Annotated in this window: 17 protein-coding genes; 7 read left to right on the forward strand and 10 right to left on the reverse strand. The window is 38.9% G+C overall.

Going from position 1 to position 18,541, the window contains the following annotated elements; genetic code table 11:
- The first annotated feature begins 96 nt into the window (after positions 1-96).
- Positions 97-339 carry a hypothetical protein gene (locus BLQ87_RS33600; RefSeq protein ID WP_143010546.1) on the forward strand — a complete coding sequence of 81 codons (243 nt, stop codon included), beginning with the start codon at positions 97-99 and terminating at the stop codon, positions 337-339.
- On the opposite strand, the gene BLQ87_RS25725 is transcribed toward BLQ87_RS33600, so the two are convergent.
- Positions 326-3,256: a glycoside hydrolase family 2 TIM barrel-domain containing protein gene (locus BLQ87_RS25725; protein WP_074611798.1), complete on the reverse strand. Its 2,931-nt coding sequence runs from the start codon at positions 3,254-3,256 to the stop codon at positions 326-328. The genes BLQ87_RS33600 and BLQ87_RS25725 overlap by 14 nt on opposite strands.
- 30 nt (positions 3,257-3,286) lie before the next feature.
- A complete protein-coding gene (locus BLQ87_RS34285; RefSeq protein WP_074611799.1) occupies positions 3,287-3,511 on the reverse strand; it encodes a hypothetical protein in 225 nt (74 codons plus the stop codon).
- A 1,335-nt stretch (positions 3,512-4,846) separates the two neighbouring features.
- On the opposite strand from BLQ87_RS34285, the gene BLQ87_RS25735 reads away from it, so the two are divergent.
- Complete coding sequence (locus BLQ87_RS25735; RefSeq protein WP_074611800.1) at positions 4,847-5,242, forward strand: lipocalin-like domain-containing protein; 396 nt, start codon at positions 4,847-4,849, stop codon at positions 5,240-5,242.
- 533 nt (positions 5,243-5,775) lie between these two features.
- Here the strand turns inward: BLQ87_RS25735 and BLQ87_RS25740 are convergent.
- Both BLQ87_RS25740 and BLQ87_RS25745 read right to left on the reverse strand, forming a co-directional pair.
- The gene (locus tag BLQ87_RS25740) at positions 5,776-6,795 is read right to left on the reverse strand and encodes a nucleotidyl transferase AbiEii/AbiGii toxin family protein (protein WP_074611801.1); all 1,020 of its coding nucleotides are present in this window, start codon (positions 6,793-6,795) and stop codon (positions 5,776-5,778) included.
- Entirely contained in the window at positions 6,792-7,394 is a 603-nt protein-coding gene (locus BLQ87_RS25745) for a DUF6088 family protein (RefSeq protein WP_074611802.1), read from the reverse strand. The genes BLQ87_RS25740 and BLQ87_RS25745 overlap by 4 nt, the downstream gene beginning before the upstream one ends.
- Positions 7,395-7,874: 480 nt before the next feature.
- Here BLQ87_RS25745 and BLQ87_RS25750 point away from each other — a divergent pair, with 480 nt between their 5' ends.
- The 3 genes from BLQ87_RS25750 (at position 7,875) to BLQ87_RS25760 (ending at position 11,960) form a co-directional block, all read left to right on the forward strand.
- Entirely contained in the window at positions 7,875-8,762 is an 888-nt protein-coding gene (locus BLQ87_RS25750; RefSeq protein WP_074611803.1) for a type IV toxin-antitoxin system AbiEi family antitoxin domain-containing protein, read from the forward strand.
- Positions 8,763-8,891: 129 nt separating this feature from the next.
- Complete coding sequence (locus BLQ87_RS25755) at positions 8,892-10,295, forward strand: ImmA/IrrE family metallo-endopeptidase (RefSeq protein ID WP_074611804.1); 1,404 nt, start codon at positions 8,892-8,894, stop codon at positions 10,293-10,295.
- A 3-nt stretch (positions 10,296-10,298) separates the two neighbouring features.
- Positions 10,299-11,960, forward strand: coding sequence for a DUF6035 family protein (locus BLQ87_RS25760; RefSeq protein ID WP_074611805.1), 1,662 nt, complete (start codon positions 10,299-10,301; stop codon positions 11,958-11,960).
- A gap of 190 nt (positions 11,961-12,150) precedes the next feature.
- Here BLQ87_RS25760 and BLQ87_RS25765 read toward each other — a convergent pair whose 3' ends face one another.
- The 6 genes from BLQ87_RS25765 to BLQ87_RS25790 form a co-directional block, all read right to left on the reverse strand.
- Complete coding sequence (locus BLQ87_RS25765) at positions 12,151-12,525, reverse strand: hypothetical protein (protein ID WP_074611806.1); 375 nt, start codon at positions 12,523-12,525, stop codon at positions 12,151-12,153.
- A 52-nt stretch (positions 12,526-12,577) separates the two neighbouring features.
- Positions 12,578-12,958 carry a hypothetical protein gene (locus BLQ87_RS25770; protein WP_074611807.1) on the reverse strand — a complete coding sequence of 127 codons (381 nt, stop codon included), beginning with the start codon at positions 12,956-12,958 and terminating at the stop codon, positions 12,578-12,580.
- Positions 12,959-13,006: 48 nt separating this feature from the next.
- Positions 13,007-14,080, reverse strand: coding sequence for a DUF932 domain-containing protein (locus tag BLQ87_RS25775; protein WP_074611808.1), 1,074 nt, complete (start codon positions 14,078-14,080; stop codon positions 13,007-13,009).
- Between the two features lie 2 nt (positions 14,081-14,082).
- Positions 14,083-14,265 (reverse strand): hypothetical protein, encoded by a 183-nt coding sequence (locus tag BLQ87_RS25780; RefSeq protein WP_074611809.1) that lies wholly within the window; start codon positions 14,263-14,265, stop codon positions 14,083-14,085.
- Positions 14,262-14,459, reverse strand: coding sequence for a hypothetical protein (locus BLQ87_RS25785; RefSeq protein ID WP_074611810.1), 198 nt, complete (start codon positions 14,457-14,459; stop codon positions 14,262-14,264). The genes BLQ87_RS25780 and BLQ87_RS25785 overlap by 4 nt, the downstream gene beginning before the upstream one ends.
- 185 nt (positions 14,460-14,644) lie before the next feature.
- The gene (locus tag BLQ87_RS25790; RefSeq protein ID WP_074611811.1) at positions 14,645-15,220 is read right to left on the reverse strand and encodes a hypothetical protein; all 576 of its coding nucleotides are present in this window, start codon (positions 15,218-15,220) and stop codon (positions 14,645-14,647) included.
- Positions 15,221-15,896: 676 nt separating this feature from the next.
- Between BLQ87_RS25790 and BLQ87_RS25795 the strand changes: the two genes are divergently transcribed.
- Entirely contained in the window at positions 15,897-16,088 is a 192-nt protein-coding gene (locus tag BLQ87_RS25795; protein ID WP_074611812.1) for a hypothetical protein, read from the forward strand.
- Positions 16,085-18,541, forward strand: a complete 2,457-nt coding sequence (locus BLQ87_RS25800; RefSeq protein ID WP_074611813.1) for an AAA family ATPase — start codon at positions 16,085-16,087, stop codon at positions 18,539-18,541. The genes BLQ87_RS25795 and BLQ87_RS25800 overlap by 4 nt, the downstream gene beginning before the upstream one ends.

The raw sequence follows: 18,541 nt of genomic DNA on the forward strand, positions 1-18,541 counted from the left end.
GTAATTTAACAGGAAATATTAAAGCACAGCAGCAAGATTTTAGAGGCCGAAAATTAGCCAATCCATAAAAACGGTAAGACACTAAAAATCAAATATTTGAATAAAAAAAGAGAGAATCTCATTTCTGAAATTCTCTCTTTCTGTTGTGCTCCTAGATACATATCTCACGAACTCCTTTATAAAGGACATGAGAAATACGCATTTAAAGCTCCATATATCCTTTTCTTTTTAGAACCAGCAACCGTTTCTGCTGCCATTGCACTGCCTGATATAGACAATGCTCCGGCAACTAAACCAATGCCTTTTACAATTCTCTTCTTTTCATTTATTTATCTTTAAAGAGTGTTACTTCTGCCAGTCCAGCCCTACCCTCGCTTGCAGATAATATGGAGACTCTGAAATACTTGATTGTTTTCTTGAAACGAACGGGTTTAAAGTCCCAGCCTGTACATTCCTTTTCGTACACCGGTTCCCAGGTTTTACCGTCTGAGGATACCTCTACCTTATGACGATACTTTGAACTATCTTTTTGAAATCTTACCCGACTTCCAACCACCGTTGTTGATTCTTTCAAGGTCAAAGTAACCACTTGAGGAACTTGATCCTGATTGGCTATCCACCAGCTGTAATCATTGCCATCTAATAAATTTGTTGTTGGAAAATCAGGATGAGAAGATGTTGTAGAAACATTGCTTATCTCCACTTTGGGTTTAGTAAGAAAACCTTTATCCCATTTGGTAGGCTTCACTATTGCACCATCTTCTTCCCGCCCTTTAAACTCGCCATGTGTACCATCCGGCAAATGCATCCCTTTGTATGCGACTGTGTTTATGGTTAACAGGCCTGCTTTCATTCCCTTTGATTCAACCTGGATTTCTATTTTTCCCGCTTTTTTGGATGTTCTGATAAATGCGAAGCCAATCCCTGCCTCTACAGCCTGAGGATTGATTTCCACTCTCGATATACCGTCACCAATCAAGGTACCCTCGCCTTTAACCCGAATAAAAATTTCAGATTTTGCATCATGAACTACTGAACCATTGGCATCGCAGATTTTGAAATAAACGGGAATCATATCTGATCCATCTGCTACAGGAGTGATATGGTGATCAGGAACAACAATCTCAATGTGATCGGCCTTACCTGCCGTCCGAACTGCGTGCTCCGTCACCTTTTTCCCATTTATATATCCTATGGCCTTCAATTCTCCTGGTTCAAAACCTCCGGCATCGAACACAAAACTGGGACTCCCACCCTTAGCTACGATATGAGGATACACCTTCGCTCGTTCAGCACGGGTCTGTTTCCCAATCAGCTTATTGTTTCTATACAACTCAACCGCATCACAATTTGAATAAACTGTGATTTCGGAAGTTGAGGTTTTGTACTTGCCGGATGAGTTAAAGGAAGCAACAAATACCACCGGTCCCTCATACAGTCCCTTTTGCGAAATTCCACTAGGCCGCATGCTCTGCATCATATAATAGGCAAACTTCGGATACCGATTCACATCTACTACTCCTGAATACATCGTTTCTTCCTCTGCACCCCTGGTATAATCGTTGTAACTCCACATAAAATGTCCTCCCATCCGAGGATTGGCATCCAGCATACACCAATCAAAATATCCGTCACCGTTCAATTGCCTCAAACGGCTACGCCCTTGCCGCATCTGTTCATACTCGTTTTCAACCATGCTTACGCGGGGTTTTTCCCCCACACCATCTCCCCATTCCCTTGAAAAAAGTGGTTTAATAGCAATCTGATCTTCCAAATAATTACTCATCACGCTCCCATCTTTAGGGAACTTGCTGACCTGCTTATAGAAAACATCATAATAAGGTTCTGTTTCTTCATGGCTAAAATAGTCGCCGGCTGTATAAAGCTGATCTCCCGGATACTCTTCATGCGCTGCATCAAAAATACGTTTGACAACTTGTAGAGGGTAGCTTGTCTCATTCAGTGCCGTTTCCCATAATATAATAGAAGCTCTATTCCGATCCCTTCTGATCATGTTTCGCGTTATAGATTCGAGGCGATCAGCAAATACTGGATTTTCATTGAAAATCTGCCAACCCGGCACACATTCCACAACCAGCAGTCCATATTTATCGCAAGCGGCCAAAAAAGCCGGATCCTGAGGATAATGCGCTGCTCTCACCGCGTTGTATCCTCCTTTTTTCATCTCAATAACATCCCGCTCCTGCATTGAATTTGACGCAGCATCACCGACGTTAGGAAAAGCTTCATGACGATTGGCGCCTACCAGATACAGGTGCTTTCCATTGATAAAGAAACCTTCATCACGGGTAAACTTAATTGTTCTGACGCCTATCTTTTCTGTTCGAATATCTACAACTTTTCCATCCTCAAACAATACCTGACTCTCCAACGAATACAAATAAGGTGTATATGGGTACCATAATTTAGGATTAATCAAATTCAGATCCTGCTCAATCAACGTATGCTTATTTGCTCCCAAATGAAATTTGCTTTTGTTGCTGGCCACTACTTTTCCGTTTGCATCTTTAAGCAGGGTCTGCAAATATCCTTCTTTCGCAGTGGCATACGAATTGGCAACTTCGGTTTTCACATGAACGAGTGACCGCTTCTCATTTACTTGCGGATAGGTTACAAAGACGCCACTTGCCCTGGTACTATGTTCAGACAATTCACTTGTAATATGAAGTTTATCTGTCACAGTCAAATTTGCATCACGATAAATACCGCTGTAATAGTAAAAATCTAATCGATCTTGCGGTTTGCCAGGGGGAGTCAGCGGATCATATTCTGCCGAAACACGAACAGCGATCACATTATTTTCATTGTTGAATTTTACTTTGTCCGAAACATCCATGGTAAATCCCACATATCCCCCGTGATGGATACCGACACTTTCTCCGTTTACAAACACTTCGCTGTTGCTCATAATTCCTTCAAAATTGAGAAGAACCTGCTTATCAGCCTGATCTTTGGATAGTTTAAAGTAACGACGGTACCATCCGACACCGTCATAGATAATATCAGCTCCGTTGTGTTTCTTTTCCAATTGCATGATATGTGGTAAAACTACCGGCATCCATTTTGAATCGTCATAATTGAGCATCTGGGCCTGCTTCGCATCGCCCCTATAAAATGCCCAACCTGTACTCAGGTTATAATCTACCCTCGGTTTTTTACTTTTACTGTTTGCTTCACCAATCTGCGTCAATATGATGATCGCAAGAACAATGCATTTTTGAAATACTCTAGACATCTTTATTTTATAATCGTTTACTAATAACCCTTATCTTCTGAACTCGGCTGAGTTAGGATAGGGTAGCACTTCTATAGTGTTAATGGTTGCGCCATTAACAGTTTGGCGTAGCCCAAATACGTACACATTCTTCTTAGTTCCAGAATTCAACCAACATTCAGGCAAAAAGAACTCACGTTGTGGGCCTGCTTCCCAATGGCGACCGATGTTATGTCCATACTTATGCATCTTTTTCCGGGAAAGAAAATTCAACATCGAAAGGCATTTTGTTGTTGTAAACTAAACGCTCCGGGCCTTCGTTTGCATCGCCTGCAGAACCCCGTCCACGATCAGTTTCTCCAACAAATAATGAATTGTCAATCCCCTATGCCGTTCTTAATACTCCAGATCGAAAGCCGCTTCTGAATAGGAATGCAGCACCCTGTTCAACTCCGTTTACAGTTTCAAAGAATCCCCCTTGAAATGTGATTCATATCTTGATCGCCTACTAATATCTGCCCTTCAAAAGGACCGAAAGCCCCCTGAGGAACTAAAAAAATCAAATGCTTATAATTTCATCTCTAAGACAAATATTCCATTTCAGTCTGAGGGCTACAACATCAAATTTGATTATTAATGATTCAATTTTTGCCCTACACACGTATCTTATAATCCTGATCTTAGTCAATCAAAAGGAGGGCTAAACAGCCTACCTCTTTACAGGCATTATCAGCAGAAAACAACCAAATTCCTGATACATTCCGGCACCTAACTTAGGTTAATGAGTCAAAAGTCCAGCCCAATCTTTATTTTCCAGCAAAACAGATTACACAACCGTATAAAAAGATGGATATGATTCTATATAACCAGTCATTTAAATTTGTTGCAAAACAGAGCGATAAGTATGAAACTTACTTATAACAATATTCTTAAACCATTCAAATTTTGATCAATACCGAAGTTTTTTTGATAACCAAAAGCGGTCAACAACATCAGGTTCTACGTCCTATCTGTTAATCTGGCCCTAAATTTTTGCAAGCCACGAAGACGTAAGAGCATTCTACCGACCTTTCCACAGTTAGCCAATTAAAAAATTGTCTATTCGCTCCATTTTGCCTGTATATTCCATCGATCAGGCTTAATGCATCTATTCTATATTGGAAAAACAAAAACTACAGGTTCTTTTACGAGCTATGATCAAACAAAGGCCTTTTGCTTCGATAGCAGGAAATTGTTTTCTTAAAAAATCTCCTATGCTTTTTTAAGGGTACTCCCTTCAACCTGAACTCAAAAAATTCATAGATAATTTAAGGAAAATGGCTGGGATTAGTGAGTTGCTTACTTTCCTATCACCATAAGTATTCAAACCAAAAGAGCAAATAAAACATTGGAATATACAAAAAAAGCATCAGTTTGACAGCTGAATAATAACTAGTTTTGTTCAGGGAAACATCTATTAACACACTATTTACGTGTTGACATTTTAACGTCATTATCAAGAAATCTTGTTTTAGTTAGTCATCCTTGCCTCCTTGGCAACGTTTCCCCACAAGCAACCAATTGATTATAGGCGAGCTAAAATAGCCTCAGTTAAAGTAAAACAACAAAATTATGATAAAAAATACATTACTAGGTGCAATGTTGATAGTAGCCACCTCTTGCAGCCAAACATCACAGCAAAATGCACAGAACGAGAAGAAATCTGGACCAGAAACAGAAAATAGTACCAGCCTACTAATAGGTTCTTGGGTTGAGCCCAACCCGATCAACAAAAATGAAGTACAAGGGATTACCATTAGTAATGATGGAACAGCAAAATCTATTAATATGGCAACACTGGTTTATAAAAAATGGTGGAAAGAAGACAATAAATTGGTTTTGGTGGCTGAAAGTATTGGTAATGGCTCCTCTAGTTTGGACACGACCAAATATGAAATTATAAAATTGAATGACAAAGAGCTGGAATTAAAAGATAGAGCGTTAACGATTTACTATAAAAAAAAGTAAAAAACAGCCGCGTTACGCAAAGGCACCAACCGGTAGGCGTTAGGGGGACTTTTGTTTTCGACTATAGAAATTGCCTAAAACGCAAGAAAGCCTTAGATTTCTCTAAGGCTTCTCTCTGTGCCCATAGAGGGACTGTTTTCGCATCATTTTATTGATGATTTGAAGAAAATTGCAAACTTAGACACGTTGTTTAATAGCGAGCCCCTTAGTAGAGATTTCAAGCTAAGGTATAAGCGATGTTATACTAATCAGGAAAGGAATAACAAGCCTTTAACGCAGATTTGGGCAGAAAATGGATTTACAAAATACAAGACTGATTAACCTGATAAAATTTCAGTTTTGTCAAATGGGATGATTTTGCTAGTGATGAAACTACAAAATCATCCCTACTAGAGATAGTCAATTTCCGATCCGTCACTAGTAGGGATAAATTAGCAACTCCATAACACGTTGATATAACTTTTGGATCAGTCAGTGTCGTATCCAGTTATATTTTGAGGAAGAATTATCTTAACTATAAGAGTAAAAGGATGTTAATTCTTTGTATCGTTGAAACGTTGGTTAAGTGTCTTGATCAAGATAAACAACTGCTTTTCATCCGGAGCCTCGCCGTAGATCATATTCTCAAGCATTTCTTTATAATCTGTCTGGTAACCTTTTAACATGCCTTCAGGTGGATAAAAATTAATATGTGTGGTATGCAGCAGGTCATAATTAATTCCCTTCATTTTATTATAGAATCTTCGATGATGTACAATAGCCGCATAAAGATCTTTACTTTCCAGTGCTTTTTGTCCAACCTCAGTATCCATCATCCTTGCAAGATCATGATAATGCCGCGACATCCGTTCTGTTTTTATGATGACTACTTCGCCCCTATGGAATTGCTCATGCAATAAAAAAGCTTTCTCCAAAAAAGTTTTGTGTGGTTCAACAGCCAATACACTAAATGGTTCTTCGGCATAGGCCTGATTTGGGAAGTGTTCATACAATAATGATTGCACAGGCATTGGTGTATAAGGTTCGAGTTTTGAACGCACACTGACTTCAATTTTCACTTCATCAGCCAGATATGGATTTGGATCATATAATGAGGTATATTTTACGAACAATTCCTGAGGGTCTTTATCAGGCATCCCTTCAACAACTTTACCGGCTTCAATAATAATCGCATCTTCTGGGACGCCGAGTGCCATAAGCTGTTCCGTCAGTGCATTTTTCAATTCATTACTTGTAAATGCACATCCAGCCCTTTTGAGTTTGTTTAAATAAGCAGACCCAGGACTTTCCTGGTACTCCATACCAAACAGTTGAGGCGACATTGCAATATCAATATCCTCAGAAAACCTGTTGATCAGCTTCCAACATTTACTTAAGGAAGTTCCCCCTTTAAAAATCAGCAATTCTGCATATGGGGTTTGAAAAAGTGCTTTTAATGTCAGCGTTACCCACCAGTCTTTTTCCAAGGCCTTAGGAATGATTCCGCTTCTGGCCTCTGCCTGCGCCAAACTTGTCCGGCGCTGGTCATCGGTTAATTTAAGCCATCCTATCATTTATTTAAGATTAATTTTAGTATAAAATCATGAACAGCAGCTGATGCCAACTTCAAATCCTGCTTTAAAATTATAGGATTTTCTTTTTCTAAAAGATTACTCAGTTTTAGCTTAGTTGATTCATCAATCTGATCAGTACCTAGTTCCTCCAGCGCTAAGATAATCAAACCACTGAGTTCACCTTTAAGCGCCATTTTCTTGGGAGTTGTCGATTTAAACCTAATGGTATTCTTCCCCACCTTAATAATCCTACCATTACCGTCCGTCAGATAAACCAGCTTGGTAGGCACTTGCAAAGTCAACCCTAGCTTATGCAAAGCGAATGCGCCAGCAGGCTTAATCTTTACTTTTTCTTTTTTTGCCAATGCAATAGCAATTTCTTCTGTTGAAGGCAGAATCTCACCAAATAAAGGATCTTTCTTGGGTAACACATATAGCCCATGTCCCAATCTTTTAATCGTTCCATCAGCAGCAAGTCTGGATAAGGTTTTTTTAATTGCATTCTCAGTACCCTTCCCACGGAAATCAGATGGTACAATTAATTCTCCACGTTTATAACGCTTGATATTATCTTCAATTGCTGCATGTGTTGTAATCATAATAATCAGCTATTTATCAAAGATAATCAAAAATAACAATTGTCACCTTTTTATTTATTTAAGTGACAATAATACATTTTTTTTGTCACCTTTTTAAATATTTAAGTGACAATTTTACCTACAAAAATATAACATATATATTTATATATCAGTATATTATATAATAAAAATCTATATCACAATTTAAAAAACGTACGGGTAAAAATTATCCATCCTATAAAAACATAATATGGGTAAAAAAACATTGAAATATGAATCATTTGCTTATGTCAAAAAAAACAACTAACTTAGCTTTTCTTAAAAATGTATACATTTTTAAGAAAAGCTAATAAAAATTCACATTATTACCCAGTAAAACCTTACTAATTCTGGAAATAGAAATTAATTAAATGCATTATATAATAATATCGACCTAGTATACGTTAGTTATATATAACTAACGTATACTAGGTCGATACCTTTATCAATATTGAAAATCGAATGGCGAATAAGTCCAGAATCTCTATTGCCCTTACCAGTATAAAGAATCGGCTGCTCAAATATCAACCCCATATCTTCCATGAGGAAGATTTAAGGCATATTTTTCTGAAAGGAAAGAAAAAATGGAATCTGCCTGCAGCAATGAACCATCGGAAATTTATCGAAGCATTAGAAAATGAAGGGCTTATTGGTTTATGCCATTTTGATTTTGAAACGGAATGGCACGAAGGCTACTATTTGCACAGCAGCCCTGATTATTACGTTGTTTCCCAACTCATACCCCATTCTTACATTTCACATGCTTCGGCATTAAATATATGGGGGATGACTGAAGAGACACAAGATAAAATTTATGTGAACAGGGAGCAGTCTCAAACCCAATCAAAATCAATTAAAGGAAAATTAGTACAAACAGGAATAGACTCAGCCTTCAAAGGTCCTCAACGCCAAACAGGATTAGTAACGATATTCGATGGTAAGGAAGTAATCTTTGTGAAAGGTAAATCCACGAACCAGTTGGGGGTACTGGACTTTGATTTGAAGGGAAAAGAACAGATCAGGGTTACTGACCTGGAAAGAACATTGATCGACTGTGTAGTCAGACCTGCTTACGCAATTGATCCAACTCTGATGATAAAGGTATTCAGAAAGGCCAAAGATTTCATAACGGTATCTACACTAGCAAATTATTTAGACGAATTAGACTACACTTACCCATACCATCAATCCATCGGTTTTTATTTAGAAAAAGCTGGAAATTATACTGAATCTGAGATTCATCTGTTTCGGTCAAAAGTCATTGAATACAACTTTTACCTCGCCTACGGCATGACAGAACCAGCCTATTCTGAGAACTGGAAACTATATTTCCCGAGACATCTGGAGTAAACCGGATCTAAATTCAAAAAGGTTGTAAACAATAGCAGACTAAAAAAGTTAGTGTGTGGAAAAAGATTAGATAATTATCTAATTATGGTTCCGTAAATTCGCAATAGGTGTTAATTTACAGGGGATTAAATGAACAAGAGCAATACTGTTAGCCGGGGAAATCGATTTGAAGAGCGGGGCTATGATTTAATAAAAGCCGCTGTAGAGAGGCTAGAATTTGGCGTTTTACCTGAATGCTGCAAAATTTTCAGAAAAAAAAAGTACTACTCCAAAGAACTCGAAGATTATATAGAATTCGATCTAAGTGTAGAAATCTGGTTACCTGGCGCAGAAGACTATTCGTTTGTCTATTTGATAGAATGTAAAGATTATCGCACCAAAATCCCTGGAAATGATATTACAGAATTCATCAATAATGTCAGACTAGTCCAGGGACTCAGGGTAAAAGCAGTAGTAATTACGACTACCGAACTACAACCGCGTGCATTAAAGCTTGCGCAAAGCCAGAAAATCATGTGGATACTTGTTAAAGGCGACAGTCATGTCACCAAACTATACAGTTCCAGCAGAAAAAAAGATATCGATCACGATACAGATCTGCTACAGATCAATAAAGAAATCGCACAATTACAAGAAATCAGTTCATTGTTATTTAGCGGGGAAGAATCTAAGATAGAATGGGACGGCTTTATGGAAATGCTCGTAAAACATTCTTTAGAAGGTAATTTACCTGCTCAAACCGAAGATACCGAAACAATTAAGCTGGAAAGACTTTCATCTGAAAAGATCAAGATCATAGCAAATAACATATTAGATGATTTCGATCCAAATATCAGAAAACACTTTTTAGCATTGAACACGGAAGAATTTATAGCCTACCTGCAAAACAAGCACGGTGTGGAGGTAAAGCATGAAAGTATTCCATATGATAACGGAAGGGATAATAGCGGGGCCTTTATTCCAGAAACGAAAACAATACTGATCGACAATAGTATCGTAGGTACAGACCGGTACAAATATATACTTGCACACGAAGCCGGGCATTTCTTTCTTCATGGTCATTTAAAAATTGATCAAAAAAAATATGACAACCAGGAGGATTCAAAATATAACCACAAGACCAAAAGGCATCAGCTACTGAATGAAAGAAATTTTTTAGAATGGCAAGCCAGTAAGTTTGCAACCTGTCTTGTAATGCCCGATTTGAGTGTAATGGTCAAGTTAATCCTTCATCAGAAGAAAAATAACATCAATCATGAGGGAAGAATGTTCGTCGACCACGTCGCAGAAAATCTACAAATATTCACTGTTACCATTGATGCACTGCGCAACTTTTTCGAAGTGAGTGAAATCGTTATGGAATATAGACTGGCCGATCTTAATATCTTAAAATATGGCAAACAATTCAAGCGTCCAAGGCCAACCTATCAAACTTTAACCTCCAGAGTTAAAACTATCGGCCAATTACTTGGACAGGTATTTAGTGATATGGAGCTAAAGTTCACCAACAATATGACGAAAACAACCGAATAATCAATGATCCGAGATCGCGCCATTAAGCTTGCCTTCGATCAACAAGCAGGTATTTTTTTACATGCGGATGAGGTTTTCGCCAATACCCGTGACGCATTTGCCCTCAGGGAACAATATAGCAGAAGAAAACTCCTTTGTTATGAATGTGACGAGCCTTTATTTATCGCAACGAGTAAGTTTGACAGACTTTTTTTCCGACATGGCCCCAATGCAGGAAACTGTATACTCAAAGATCAGGAATTTTCCGGATTTGAATTGGAGCTTTACAACAATACTTTGCAGGCAAAGGAGAGCCAGCGTCATCACGATCTTAAAAATAAAATAGCTGAACTTTTAAAGATTACTGATGGAGTTGAAAAAGACTCAGTTTTTGCTGACACACAATATCTTTTTCATGGCAAAGAAAAGCGAAGACCAGATGTTTATTGTAAGTACAAGGGGAAGGAAATGGTTTTTGAGATCCAGCTTTCGGCACTTTCTTTACGTTACATCCTGGATAGACGAGATTTCTACCGTAAAAAAGGGATTTACCTCGTCTGGATATTAGATGCCTTCGATGTAAATGGGCAAACCCATACAGAAAGGGACATTAAATATCTGAGCTCCTATCAAAATTTCTTCAAACTGGATGAAAAAAGTATTGAAATGAGACTGGTTTGCACTTACAAATCTCCCCACCTAAATGAAAAGAATCAAATTATCACTCCATGGAATAAAAGGTCGGTTACATTAGACCAATTACAATTCTGTCCGGAAGAATTACAACTATATTACCTGAACTATTCTGAAAAGCTAAAAGAAGCAGAGGACAAACTTGAAGCTATTGAAACTGAAACTATCAGAAAAGCACAGGAAAAGCAAGAACAGGAATATCATCAAAGGAGCCAGAGAACTGTAATTGACTTGATGAACAAAATGGCAGCTTACTTTAAGGGTAAATATAACTTCTATAAATTCTCTTCCTTTATTGATCCTCTTAGTGAAAAGGAGTTAGTCTTATTTAACCAAAAACTTAACTTCAACAGAATTTATAAAGGACAAACACAATTAAATCATTACCTCAACGTCGCAACAAAAGACGACCATAGCTTTATTAGTTTTTTGCTGAAAGAACGGCGTATCGAAATGGATGTGAATAAAAACGACCTAAATGGCAAGAGTACACTTCAACAGCTGCTGACTAATCCGTTTCTTTACACCTGTAGGAATATGCTACTTCCCTCTCTTTTCAAAAGGGGATATCTACTAACTCAAAATGACATCGATTTTTATCAGCAGATGTCCCACCCCCTCCAACATGACATTGAGGCAGATATTGTACTTTTAAAAGCGTACAATAGCCTTTCGGACAAAAAGCTTGCAGACCTTATTTTTCGAAATTCAAGACTGATTGAGATCATAGAAAGTTTCCGGCAAAAAAAGATCATAGGCACCAGGTTGCCGGGTTGGTTAGCCGTTGCGATGAATTTAGTAACCAGCCACAAACGTTACTGGAAATACATAGAGGAAGCACTTCGTTATTATGAATTGCTCGACGTTATCATTGCGCAGGATAAAAAAGGAAATTTTCAAAAAAAAATAGCAGAATACCAACTGAACATGCCAGTACAGCAGGAAGATGTTGGCGAAATGTTGCGGGATCTTTTTCCTGAAGTGTATCTCTGACTCACCTTTTGAATAAGATTAATTTGTTGGATAATTTCCAAAACTTGTAAAATCTTTATACAACGCTTAATGCCCGTAGGGCCACCCGCGATTTTAGCCGATGCCGCGGGCATGGCAAATGGCGGGCAATCTGTTTACCAATGTGTGCGGTTTTTCTCCGCACTTATTGGTAAACTCGCCTTATCAGCATTTACAATTCAATCAGCAGTCTTACCGCCAGTGCAAATTTTGGCGGGCAGTCTTCTGTTTCAACATATTGCATTAAGGTATGCAAGGTAAAAAGGCAAACCCTGTCTTTAAACAAACGCTTGGCAAACAGCTTCCCGCAATGGTTAAAGCTGTCCCCGTATCTCCGGAGACAATCAAATGTACGGTCAGCCAGAAAAGTCCAGTAACCATGCTGGATGACATTGTTGCCCCAGCCCCTTGCGATTTCTTCGCTGTCGTCAATAGTCTCTACCGCACAGTTTTTCAGGTAGCTGATGTATTTAGGAATTTCCTCAGGGAATAAACTGTGCAGGATTTTAATTTTATCTTTTAAACTTAAACGGTATATCGGTTTCATGATCATTAAGAATTAGCAGGTAGATTTCTACCCGGAATTTTACATTCAAAAATTAACAGTAGTTTGGAAAAAACATGGGTACGGCCAGTTTAAACCTTTGGTTATAGCATCCTGTTTCAGCGTACTTAGACAGTTGATTGACTGTGATAGTAGCATAATCCAGGAAAAACAGGTGGCTTGCAAAGGCTTCCGAACTGGATTCCAACTTAGGGCGTTTGTTTTCCAAAAGCTGGAGGATATACCCCGAGGTGACCCGCCACCTTTCAAAGTGCATTAACCTAGGATTCCACAACTTCTCATAACCTTCCTGCCGTTCATGTAATTGCGTACAGAATTTTTGCAGGTGGTTTAAAAACTCCGGTATCTCATTGGGGAAAAGCAGATGCAACAGTTTGGCCTTTTCCTTGGTATTGAGTTTTAACAATGGTTTCATGATGATCAGTTTAAGGGGGACTGCTCCCCCATTAAAAAATAAATGAATTCAGGACAGCGCCATCCTTTGGGCGAAATCAGTACAGAGGTCAAAGGCTTTTTGGCCTCTTTGCAAGCCTGTGCCGTACATGATGGATTTAAACTTGCTTTCTTCGTCCTTATAATTGCGCACGTTTTGAAAATATCCGGTAACGCTGTTATAAGCACCAAACAAAGTTCCTTTTGTAGTTTCCTCCTGTTGTGTCGGGCTGCTCATGGCGTATTCAAACACATTTTCAACCGTATTTTTGTAGACCGTGGAAAGCTCTTCAAATTCACCATTGCGTAAGGATTCTACCGTTTCCTTATTTGGTGCCATCGCAAATTGGATCAACCGTTTCACCTCTTTATCCGTAATCCTGACCTTAGCCCATTGGTTAAATACACCTTCCAGTTCATTGGCCAGCTGGTTACTGATTCCTAAAAGCTGGTGCGCTACCTTTAACCTGTCCTGCACATTGGCCGTATGCTTTATGCGGATGCAATTGGTTTTATTACGCAGGGCAGCGTTTAAAGTATTGTTACACACGATCCTTGTGGGTGTAAAGGCTGCTGTAATACTACCGTAACCATCGTGTGAAGTCGTGAGAAAAAGATATTTTTCAATGCAATCGTTGCGGCCTACACGGATGTAATCCGGTAATTTAGCAGTAATAAAAATGCGTTCACCCTTACCTAAAGCGCCCGCAGTTTCATATAAGATGCCTTCTTTCCCGCCCACAATGCTGTCAAAAAAATCAAAAGCCTGAAGGTTCTGCACGATCTCATAATCTTTACCCACCACACCCAAAACCTCGTCTGTATCTGTGCGGAGCGTAGCGAAGTAGTCAGGCACTAAAATCCCGGACTCGACCGAATCAAAATAATCATCCGCATCGGGATCATTAAACACCTTGTTATTGACTGCATCTACAGTAAACAACGGCCGTTTTTCAACGATATAATCCAGCCCCGCAAATTTCAAGGCTTCCGCACTGGTCGGGTAATCCTCTACAACCGTGCCCAGGTTGTGCCATGCTTTTTCTTTCACACTGAAAAAACTGTGTTTTCCGGTCTGCTCATTATAATTTAAATTATGTGCCATGATTAAGGTTTTAAAGGGTTAAACTTTTGTGTTTTCAATAAATCAGTTGCCAGTACCCGCACATTTTGAGTGCTGCTCAGGCTGTAAACCGTGTTACGCTCAAACTCCTGTATGGTATCGGACAGGCTTTTTAACTTGCTGTCCACCTCTACAATGATGGTCAGGTGTAAAAAGTGCTTTTTCATACGGGTTCATTTTGGTTCACATTCGGGTTTCTGATCCTCGACAATAAGATTTCTGTTTCCAGTATGTTGACGTTTGCAGTATCAGTCATGCTGATTTTTGACTGATTTTCTATTTCGCTGACGATTTTTGCGATACTGGTATGATCGGCGTGGACTGCCACACGAACCATGATAAATAGGGTTTCGTATTTCATTTTTAGAATGATGTTGTTTAGAAAATTCGGCTAACTGGCGGTAAAATTCCTGCGGGTTTTCCTCCCTGAAGTCCTGACCATAACCGCCATGATAGATCTGGTCTAAGAATTCGATAAATTTGGCTAACATATACAAAGTGTTAAATGGAAAATTAACGCCCCCGGTATACAGGGGCGTTACCCAGCTAGGCAGGGATCAGGTTAACAATATCCAATTCCACCTCTTCCAGTTTTTCCGTACACAATGTGTTCACCTGTTCGGCTACCCCCCTGATGATGGTCGGGTTTTTAGTGGTAAAAGTTTTGCCGTTATCGTCCTTAATGGTCAGCAAACACCCTTGATAATAATTGCCGTCTGTTTCATCCACGTTATCCTTTAACTGCAATTCAAATTCTTCAAGGGTGGTAATGATGTTTTTTAAATTGTCACGGTGCCTGGTCTTGCGGGCAAGATCATCACCGAGTTTAATGTGGCGTTCCAGTATCGCCCTTTGTTCTGCGATCTTTTCCGCAATACTGGCTTTGATCTCCACTTTGCTAGGTTCTTTAACGGCATCCTGTTCCGCAGTTTTTTCCTCCGGCCTAACAGACAAACTATTTACCGGATTGCCATGAACAAAAGCAGGGGCTTCCGGCTTCCACTCTTTGGTGGTTTTGTTAGCTTCCTCATTTGGCTTTATTGTAGTTGCGTTGTTGTTTACTACTGCTGTTTTAGTATTTTCTGCTGTTGTTTTTCCGGTTTTAACGATTACATTTTTCATGATGCTGTGATTTTAAATTGAATGATTTTTTAAATGATTGATAATTTGAGGGCGTAGCCTTTAGCTTCCTGTCATTTACGCCCTGCTATGGCGGTGCTTTGTTCTGCTGTGTTTTCATGTCGGTAATATTTTTTGCCATTTTGCCCTGCCCTTCGGCAGAGGCCTTTCCTGGCTTTTTGATATTACCCGCACCTGATTTAGCAGGGATGAGAGGCAAGGCTTTTGGAAAAAAAATACTACCCGAGTGAAGCGAGGTGTGGAGATTTTTTTTTCAAAACAAGCGGAGTTTTTACTCCGCCGCCTTGACTAGGTCAGACCTGCGGATCAGATATTTGTCAATCAAACAGCCTAAAACCCTTATATTTCATCATCTTAAAAAATCTTCATTAAAATCAGTTCATCAAACCTAACTGTCCAGTGAAATTAAACCCGGTTGTTTTTTGTACCAGTAATCTGCAAACGAAAATTGGCACCTACCTCTTTTGCTATGCTTTTGGATGGAGAGCACTTGAAAATGGAAAGATTTTATTAGTGGAGAATTTTGATCAGGTAGATATTTAGCAAGTTAAACCAACGAAGAAATTGTAACAACGGTTTCAGCATATGTATAATAAGGTTCTCTAAATTCAACACGACTAGCTATATTTATACTATAAATATAATTAACGACCTTATCATGAGTACTACTGAACCAAATCCAGAAACCTCCGACATACCTCGGAAAATATTTACGCATTTCATTGAAGAATTGAAAACGTCAGAGATTCCCCTTTCCATAATTGAGCAATTGGAAAAGACAATTCTTACTGAAGGAAATTTCACTGAACAAGCACTTAGAGCAGCTTTAACGATTAATACAGAAGTATGATATTAATCAGAAAAATTGAAATTTTTGAATTTCGTGGGATAAGACATCTTGAAATTGATTTTAAGAAGAAGAATTTTGCCATTTGTGGAAAAAATGGCACCGGTAAAAGCGGCATCGTAGATGCTGTTGAATTTGGATTAATCGGCGACATATCCAGGCTTGCAGGAAGCGGAACAGGTGGAATTTCCCTGAAAGAACATGCCCCACATGTAGATTTCCGTAATGACCCTTCTCAATCAAAAGTTATTGTCACAGTGTATATTCCTTCTCTTAGTAAAGAGGTTACTATAGAGCGATGTGTTGCTGACATTCACAATCCAACCATAAAACCCGGAACACCAGATATCCTGGCAATTCTGAACGAGGTTAGTATGCATCCGGAATTCACCTTATCGAGACGTGAACTGATTAAGTATGTTATTTCAGCGCCATCTGATCGGGCAAAACAAGTACAGGTTCTTTTACGTCTAGAAAAGATTGAGACTTTACGAGCAGCCTTACAAAAAATCGCTAATGCAGATAAAAATGCAGTTCCACCTTTAAAAAAGCAGAAAGATGAAGCAAAACAAGAATTACTTACAGCCTTAGGAATTACAGAATTTAAAACAGAAAAAATCCTGCAGGCTGTAAATGATTGGCGTGTTAAGTTAGGCCTGCCTGAACTAACGGAACTTACACCCAGTACATCATTCCGGACGGGATTGACAGAACAAATTGCTAAAAAACCTGTTAACATCTCAAAGCCCCACGCTTTAACAGAAATTGAGAGTTTAAAGGCACTTTTGATAACTTATGCTACTTTTGGTAAATCACAGGATTTAAAAGATATACATACCAAAATAACGGCTTTAAATTCAGACAAAACCGCACTTACTAATCTTACCCGGGAAGAGTTTTTCCAATCAGCACTTGCGCTTGTTGATGATGATTGCTGCCCGGTTTGCGACACTGACTTGGGCATAGACGAACTACAGTCCATACTGAAGAAAAAACTTGAAAGTTTTGAAACTGTATCAGCCAAAAGAACTTCCCTTGTAAAAGATATGGAAGTTTACGCTGATACCTTAAGTAAACTATTGGCTGAAGTACGTGTAATAAAAGAGTACGGTTCTTCTTTAAAACCTGCTATTGAGACTAAACAGCTGGATGAATTTATTACGGTTATCCAGACAAAAATGAATCAGATAAAAGCCTTTTTGCCTATTGATGAATTATTGGATGGTCTCAATTCATATGGAGAGGTTCCCAAAGCAGTGGATGAGTTGATCCAGACAATTGAAGTCGCTATCCAAGCGATACCAGAACCCTCACAGCAGGATGCCGCACGTGACAGTTTATTTATAGCGGAAGGAAAACTCGAGAGTCTAAGAAAAATTTCGTCCACACACAAACAAGCAGATGAGCGCAGCAAAATCAGCTTAACCACCTCCGCAACTTATGGTAAAGTCGTTACTAGCACACTCGAAGACCTGTACAAAGATGTGGAAGCTAACTTTACTGAATTATATCGCTTTATCAATGAAGATGATGAATCGGAATTTACAGCCCAACTAACTCCTTCGGCTGGTAAGCTTGGTTTCCAAGTCGATTTTTATGGTCGGGGTTACTTTCCTCCGGGAGCATATCATAGCGAGGGACATCAGGATGGAATGGGGCTGTGTTTATACTTGGCGTTAATGAAACACCTGCTAGGAGACAATTTTAAATTTGCTGTCCTTGACGATGTGTTGATGTCTGTCGATACAGGTCACAGACGTGAAGTATGTAAAATGCTAAAGGAAAAATTTCCAGATACCCAATTTATATTAACTACACATGACGAAGTATGGTTAAAGCATATGAAGACAGCGGGTCTTATACAATCAGCTGGTGCAATGCAATTCAGAAAATGGGATATTGATCATGGTCCTAATCAATGGAATGATAAAGATGTATGGGGAGAAATCACTCAGCATCTTAAAAAAAATGATGTGCGTGCAGCAGCTGCATTATTACGCCATTATCTGGAATACCTCTGCGCCGATATCTGCGATAAATTAAAAGCAAGGGTAGAATTTAAAGGGGATGCAAATTATACCCTTGGAGATCTGCTATCTCCAGCCACAAGCCAGTTAACAAAATTACTGGATGAAGGAATAAAAGCTGCGAATTCATGGGGTAAATCCGAGGTGGAAGCAAAATTACAAATACAGCAAACAGCGTTAAAAAATAAGATTGCAACATCAAATCTTGAACAATGGCAATCCAACAGTGCGATACATTACAATGAATGGGCAAATCTTGAGGAAAAGGATTTCGCCCCTGTTGCTGAAGCCTTTAAAAATCTGACAGAGGCCTTTACTTGTCTCGAAGAAAACTGCAATTCACTTTTTTATCTTACTTATGATAAAGGTCAAAAGGATACTTTAAGATGCTCCTGTGGAACTGTTAATATTAATCTTAAAAAGAAATAG

It is taken from the genome of Pedobacter steynii, assembly GCF_900103665.1.
Lineage (GTDB): Bacteria > Bacteroidota > Bacteroidia > Sphingobacteriales > Sphingobacteriaceae > Pedobacter > Pedobacter steynii.

What these genes read in the sequence shown, in the direction of transcription:
- BLQ87_RS25725 (WP_074611798.1), bottom strand. Translation starts at nt 3,256, where the DNA reads ATGTCTAGAGTATTTCAAAAATGCATTGTTCTTGCGATCATCATATTG.
- BLQ87_RS34285 (WP_074611799.1), bottom strand. Translation starts at nt 3,511, where the DNA reads ATGTTGAATTTTCTTTCCCGGAAAAAGATGCATAAGTATGGACATAAC.
- BLQ87_RS25735 (WP_074611800.1), top strand. Translation starts at nt 4,847, where the DNA reads ATGATAAAAAATACATTACTAGGTGCAATGTTGATAGTAGCCACCTCT.
- BLQ87_RS25740 (WP_074611801.1), bottom strand. Translation starts at nt 6,795, where the DNA reads ATGATAGGATGGCTTAAATTAACCGATGACCAGCGCCGGACAAGTTTG.
- BLQ87_RS25745 (WP_074611802.1), bottom strand. Translation starts at nt 7,394, where the DNA reads ATGATTACAACACATGCAGCAATTGAAGATAATATCAAGCGTTATAAA.
- BLQ87_RS25750 (WP_074611803.1), top strand. Translation starts at nt 7,875, where the DNA reads ATGGCGAATAAGTCCAGAATCTCTATTGCCCTTACCAGTATAAAGAAT.
- BLQ87_RS25755 (WP_074611804.1), top strand. Translation starts at nt 8,892, where the DNA reads ATGAACAAGAGCAATACTGTTAGCCGGGGAAATCGATTTGAAGAGCGG.
- BLQ87_RS25760 (WP_074611805.1), top strand. Translation starts at nt 10,299, where the DNA reads ATGATCCGAGATCGCGCCATTAAGCTTGCCTTCGATCAACAAGCAGGT.
- BLQ87_RS25765 (WP_074611806.1), bottom strand. Translation starts at nt 12,525, where the DNA reads ATGAAACCGATATACCGTTTAAGTTTAAAAGATAAAATTAAAATCCTG.
- BLQ87_RS25770 (WP_074611807.1), bottom strand. Translation starts at nt 12,958, where the DNA reads ATGAAACCATTGTTAAAACTCAATACCAAGGAAAAGGCCAAACTGTTG.
- BLQ87_RS25775 (WP_074611808.1), bottom strand. Translation starts at nt 14,080, where the DNA reads ATGGCACATAATTTAAATTATAATGAGCAGACCGGAAAACACAGTTTT.
- BLQ87_RS25780 (WP_074611809.1), bottom strand. Translation starts at nt 14,265, where the DNA reads ATGAAAAAGCACTTTTTACACCTGACCATCATTGTAGAGGTGGACAGC.
- BLQ87_RS25785 (WP_074611810.1), bottom strand. Translation starts at nt 14,459, where the DNA reads ATGAAATACGAAACCCTATTTATCATGGTTCGTGTGGCAGTCCACGCC.
- BLQ87_RS25790 (WP_074611811.1), bottom strand. Translation starts at nt 15,220, where the DNA reads ATGAAAAATGTAATCGTTAAAACCGGAAAAACAACAGCAGAAAATACT.
- BLQ87_RS25795 (WP_074611812.1), top strand. Translation starts at nt 15,897, where the DNA reads ATGAGTACTACTGAACCAAATCCAGAAACCTCCGACATACCTCGGAAA.
- BLQ87_RS25800 (WP_074611813.1), top strand. Translation starts at nt 16,085, where the DNA reads ATGATATTAATCAGAAAAATTGAAATTTTTGAATTTCGTGGGATAAGA.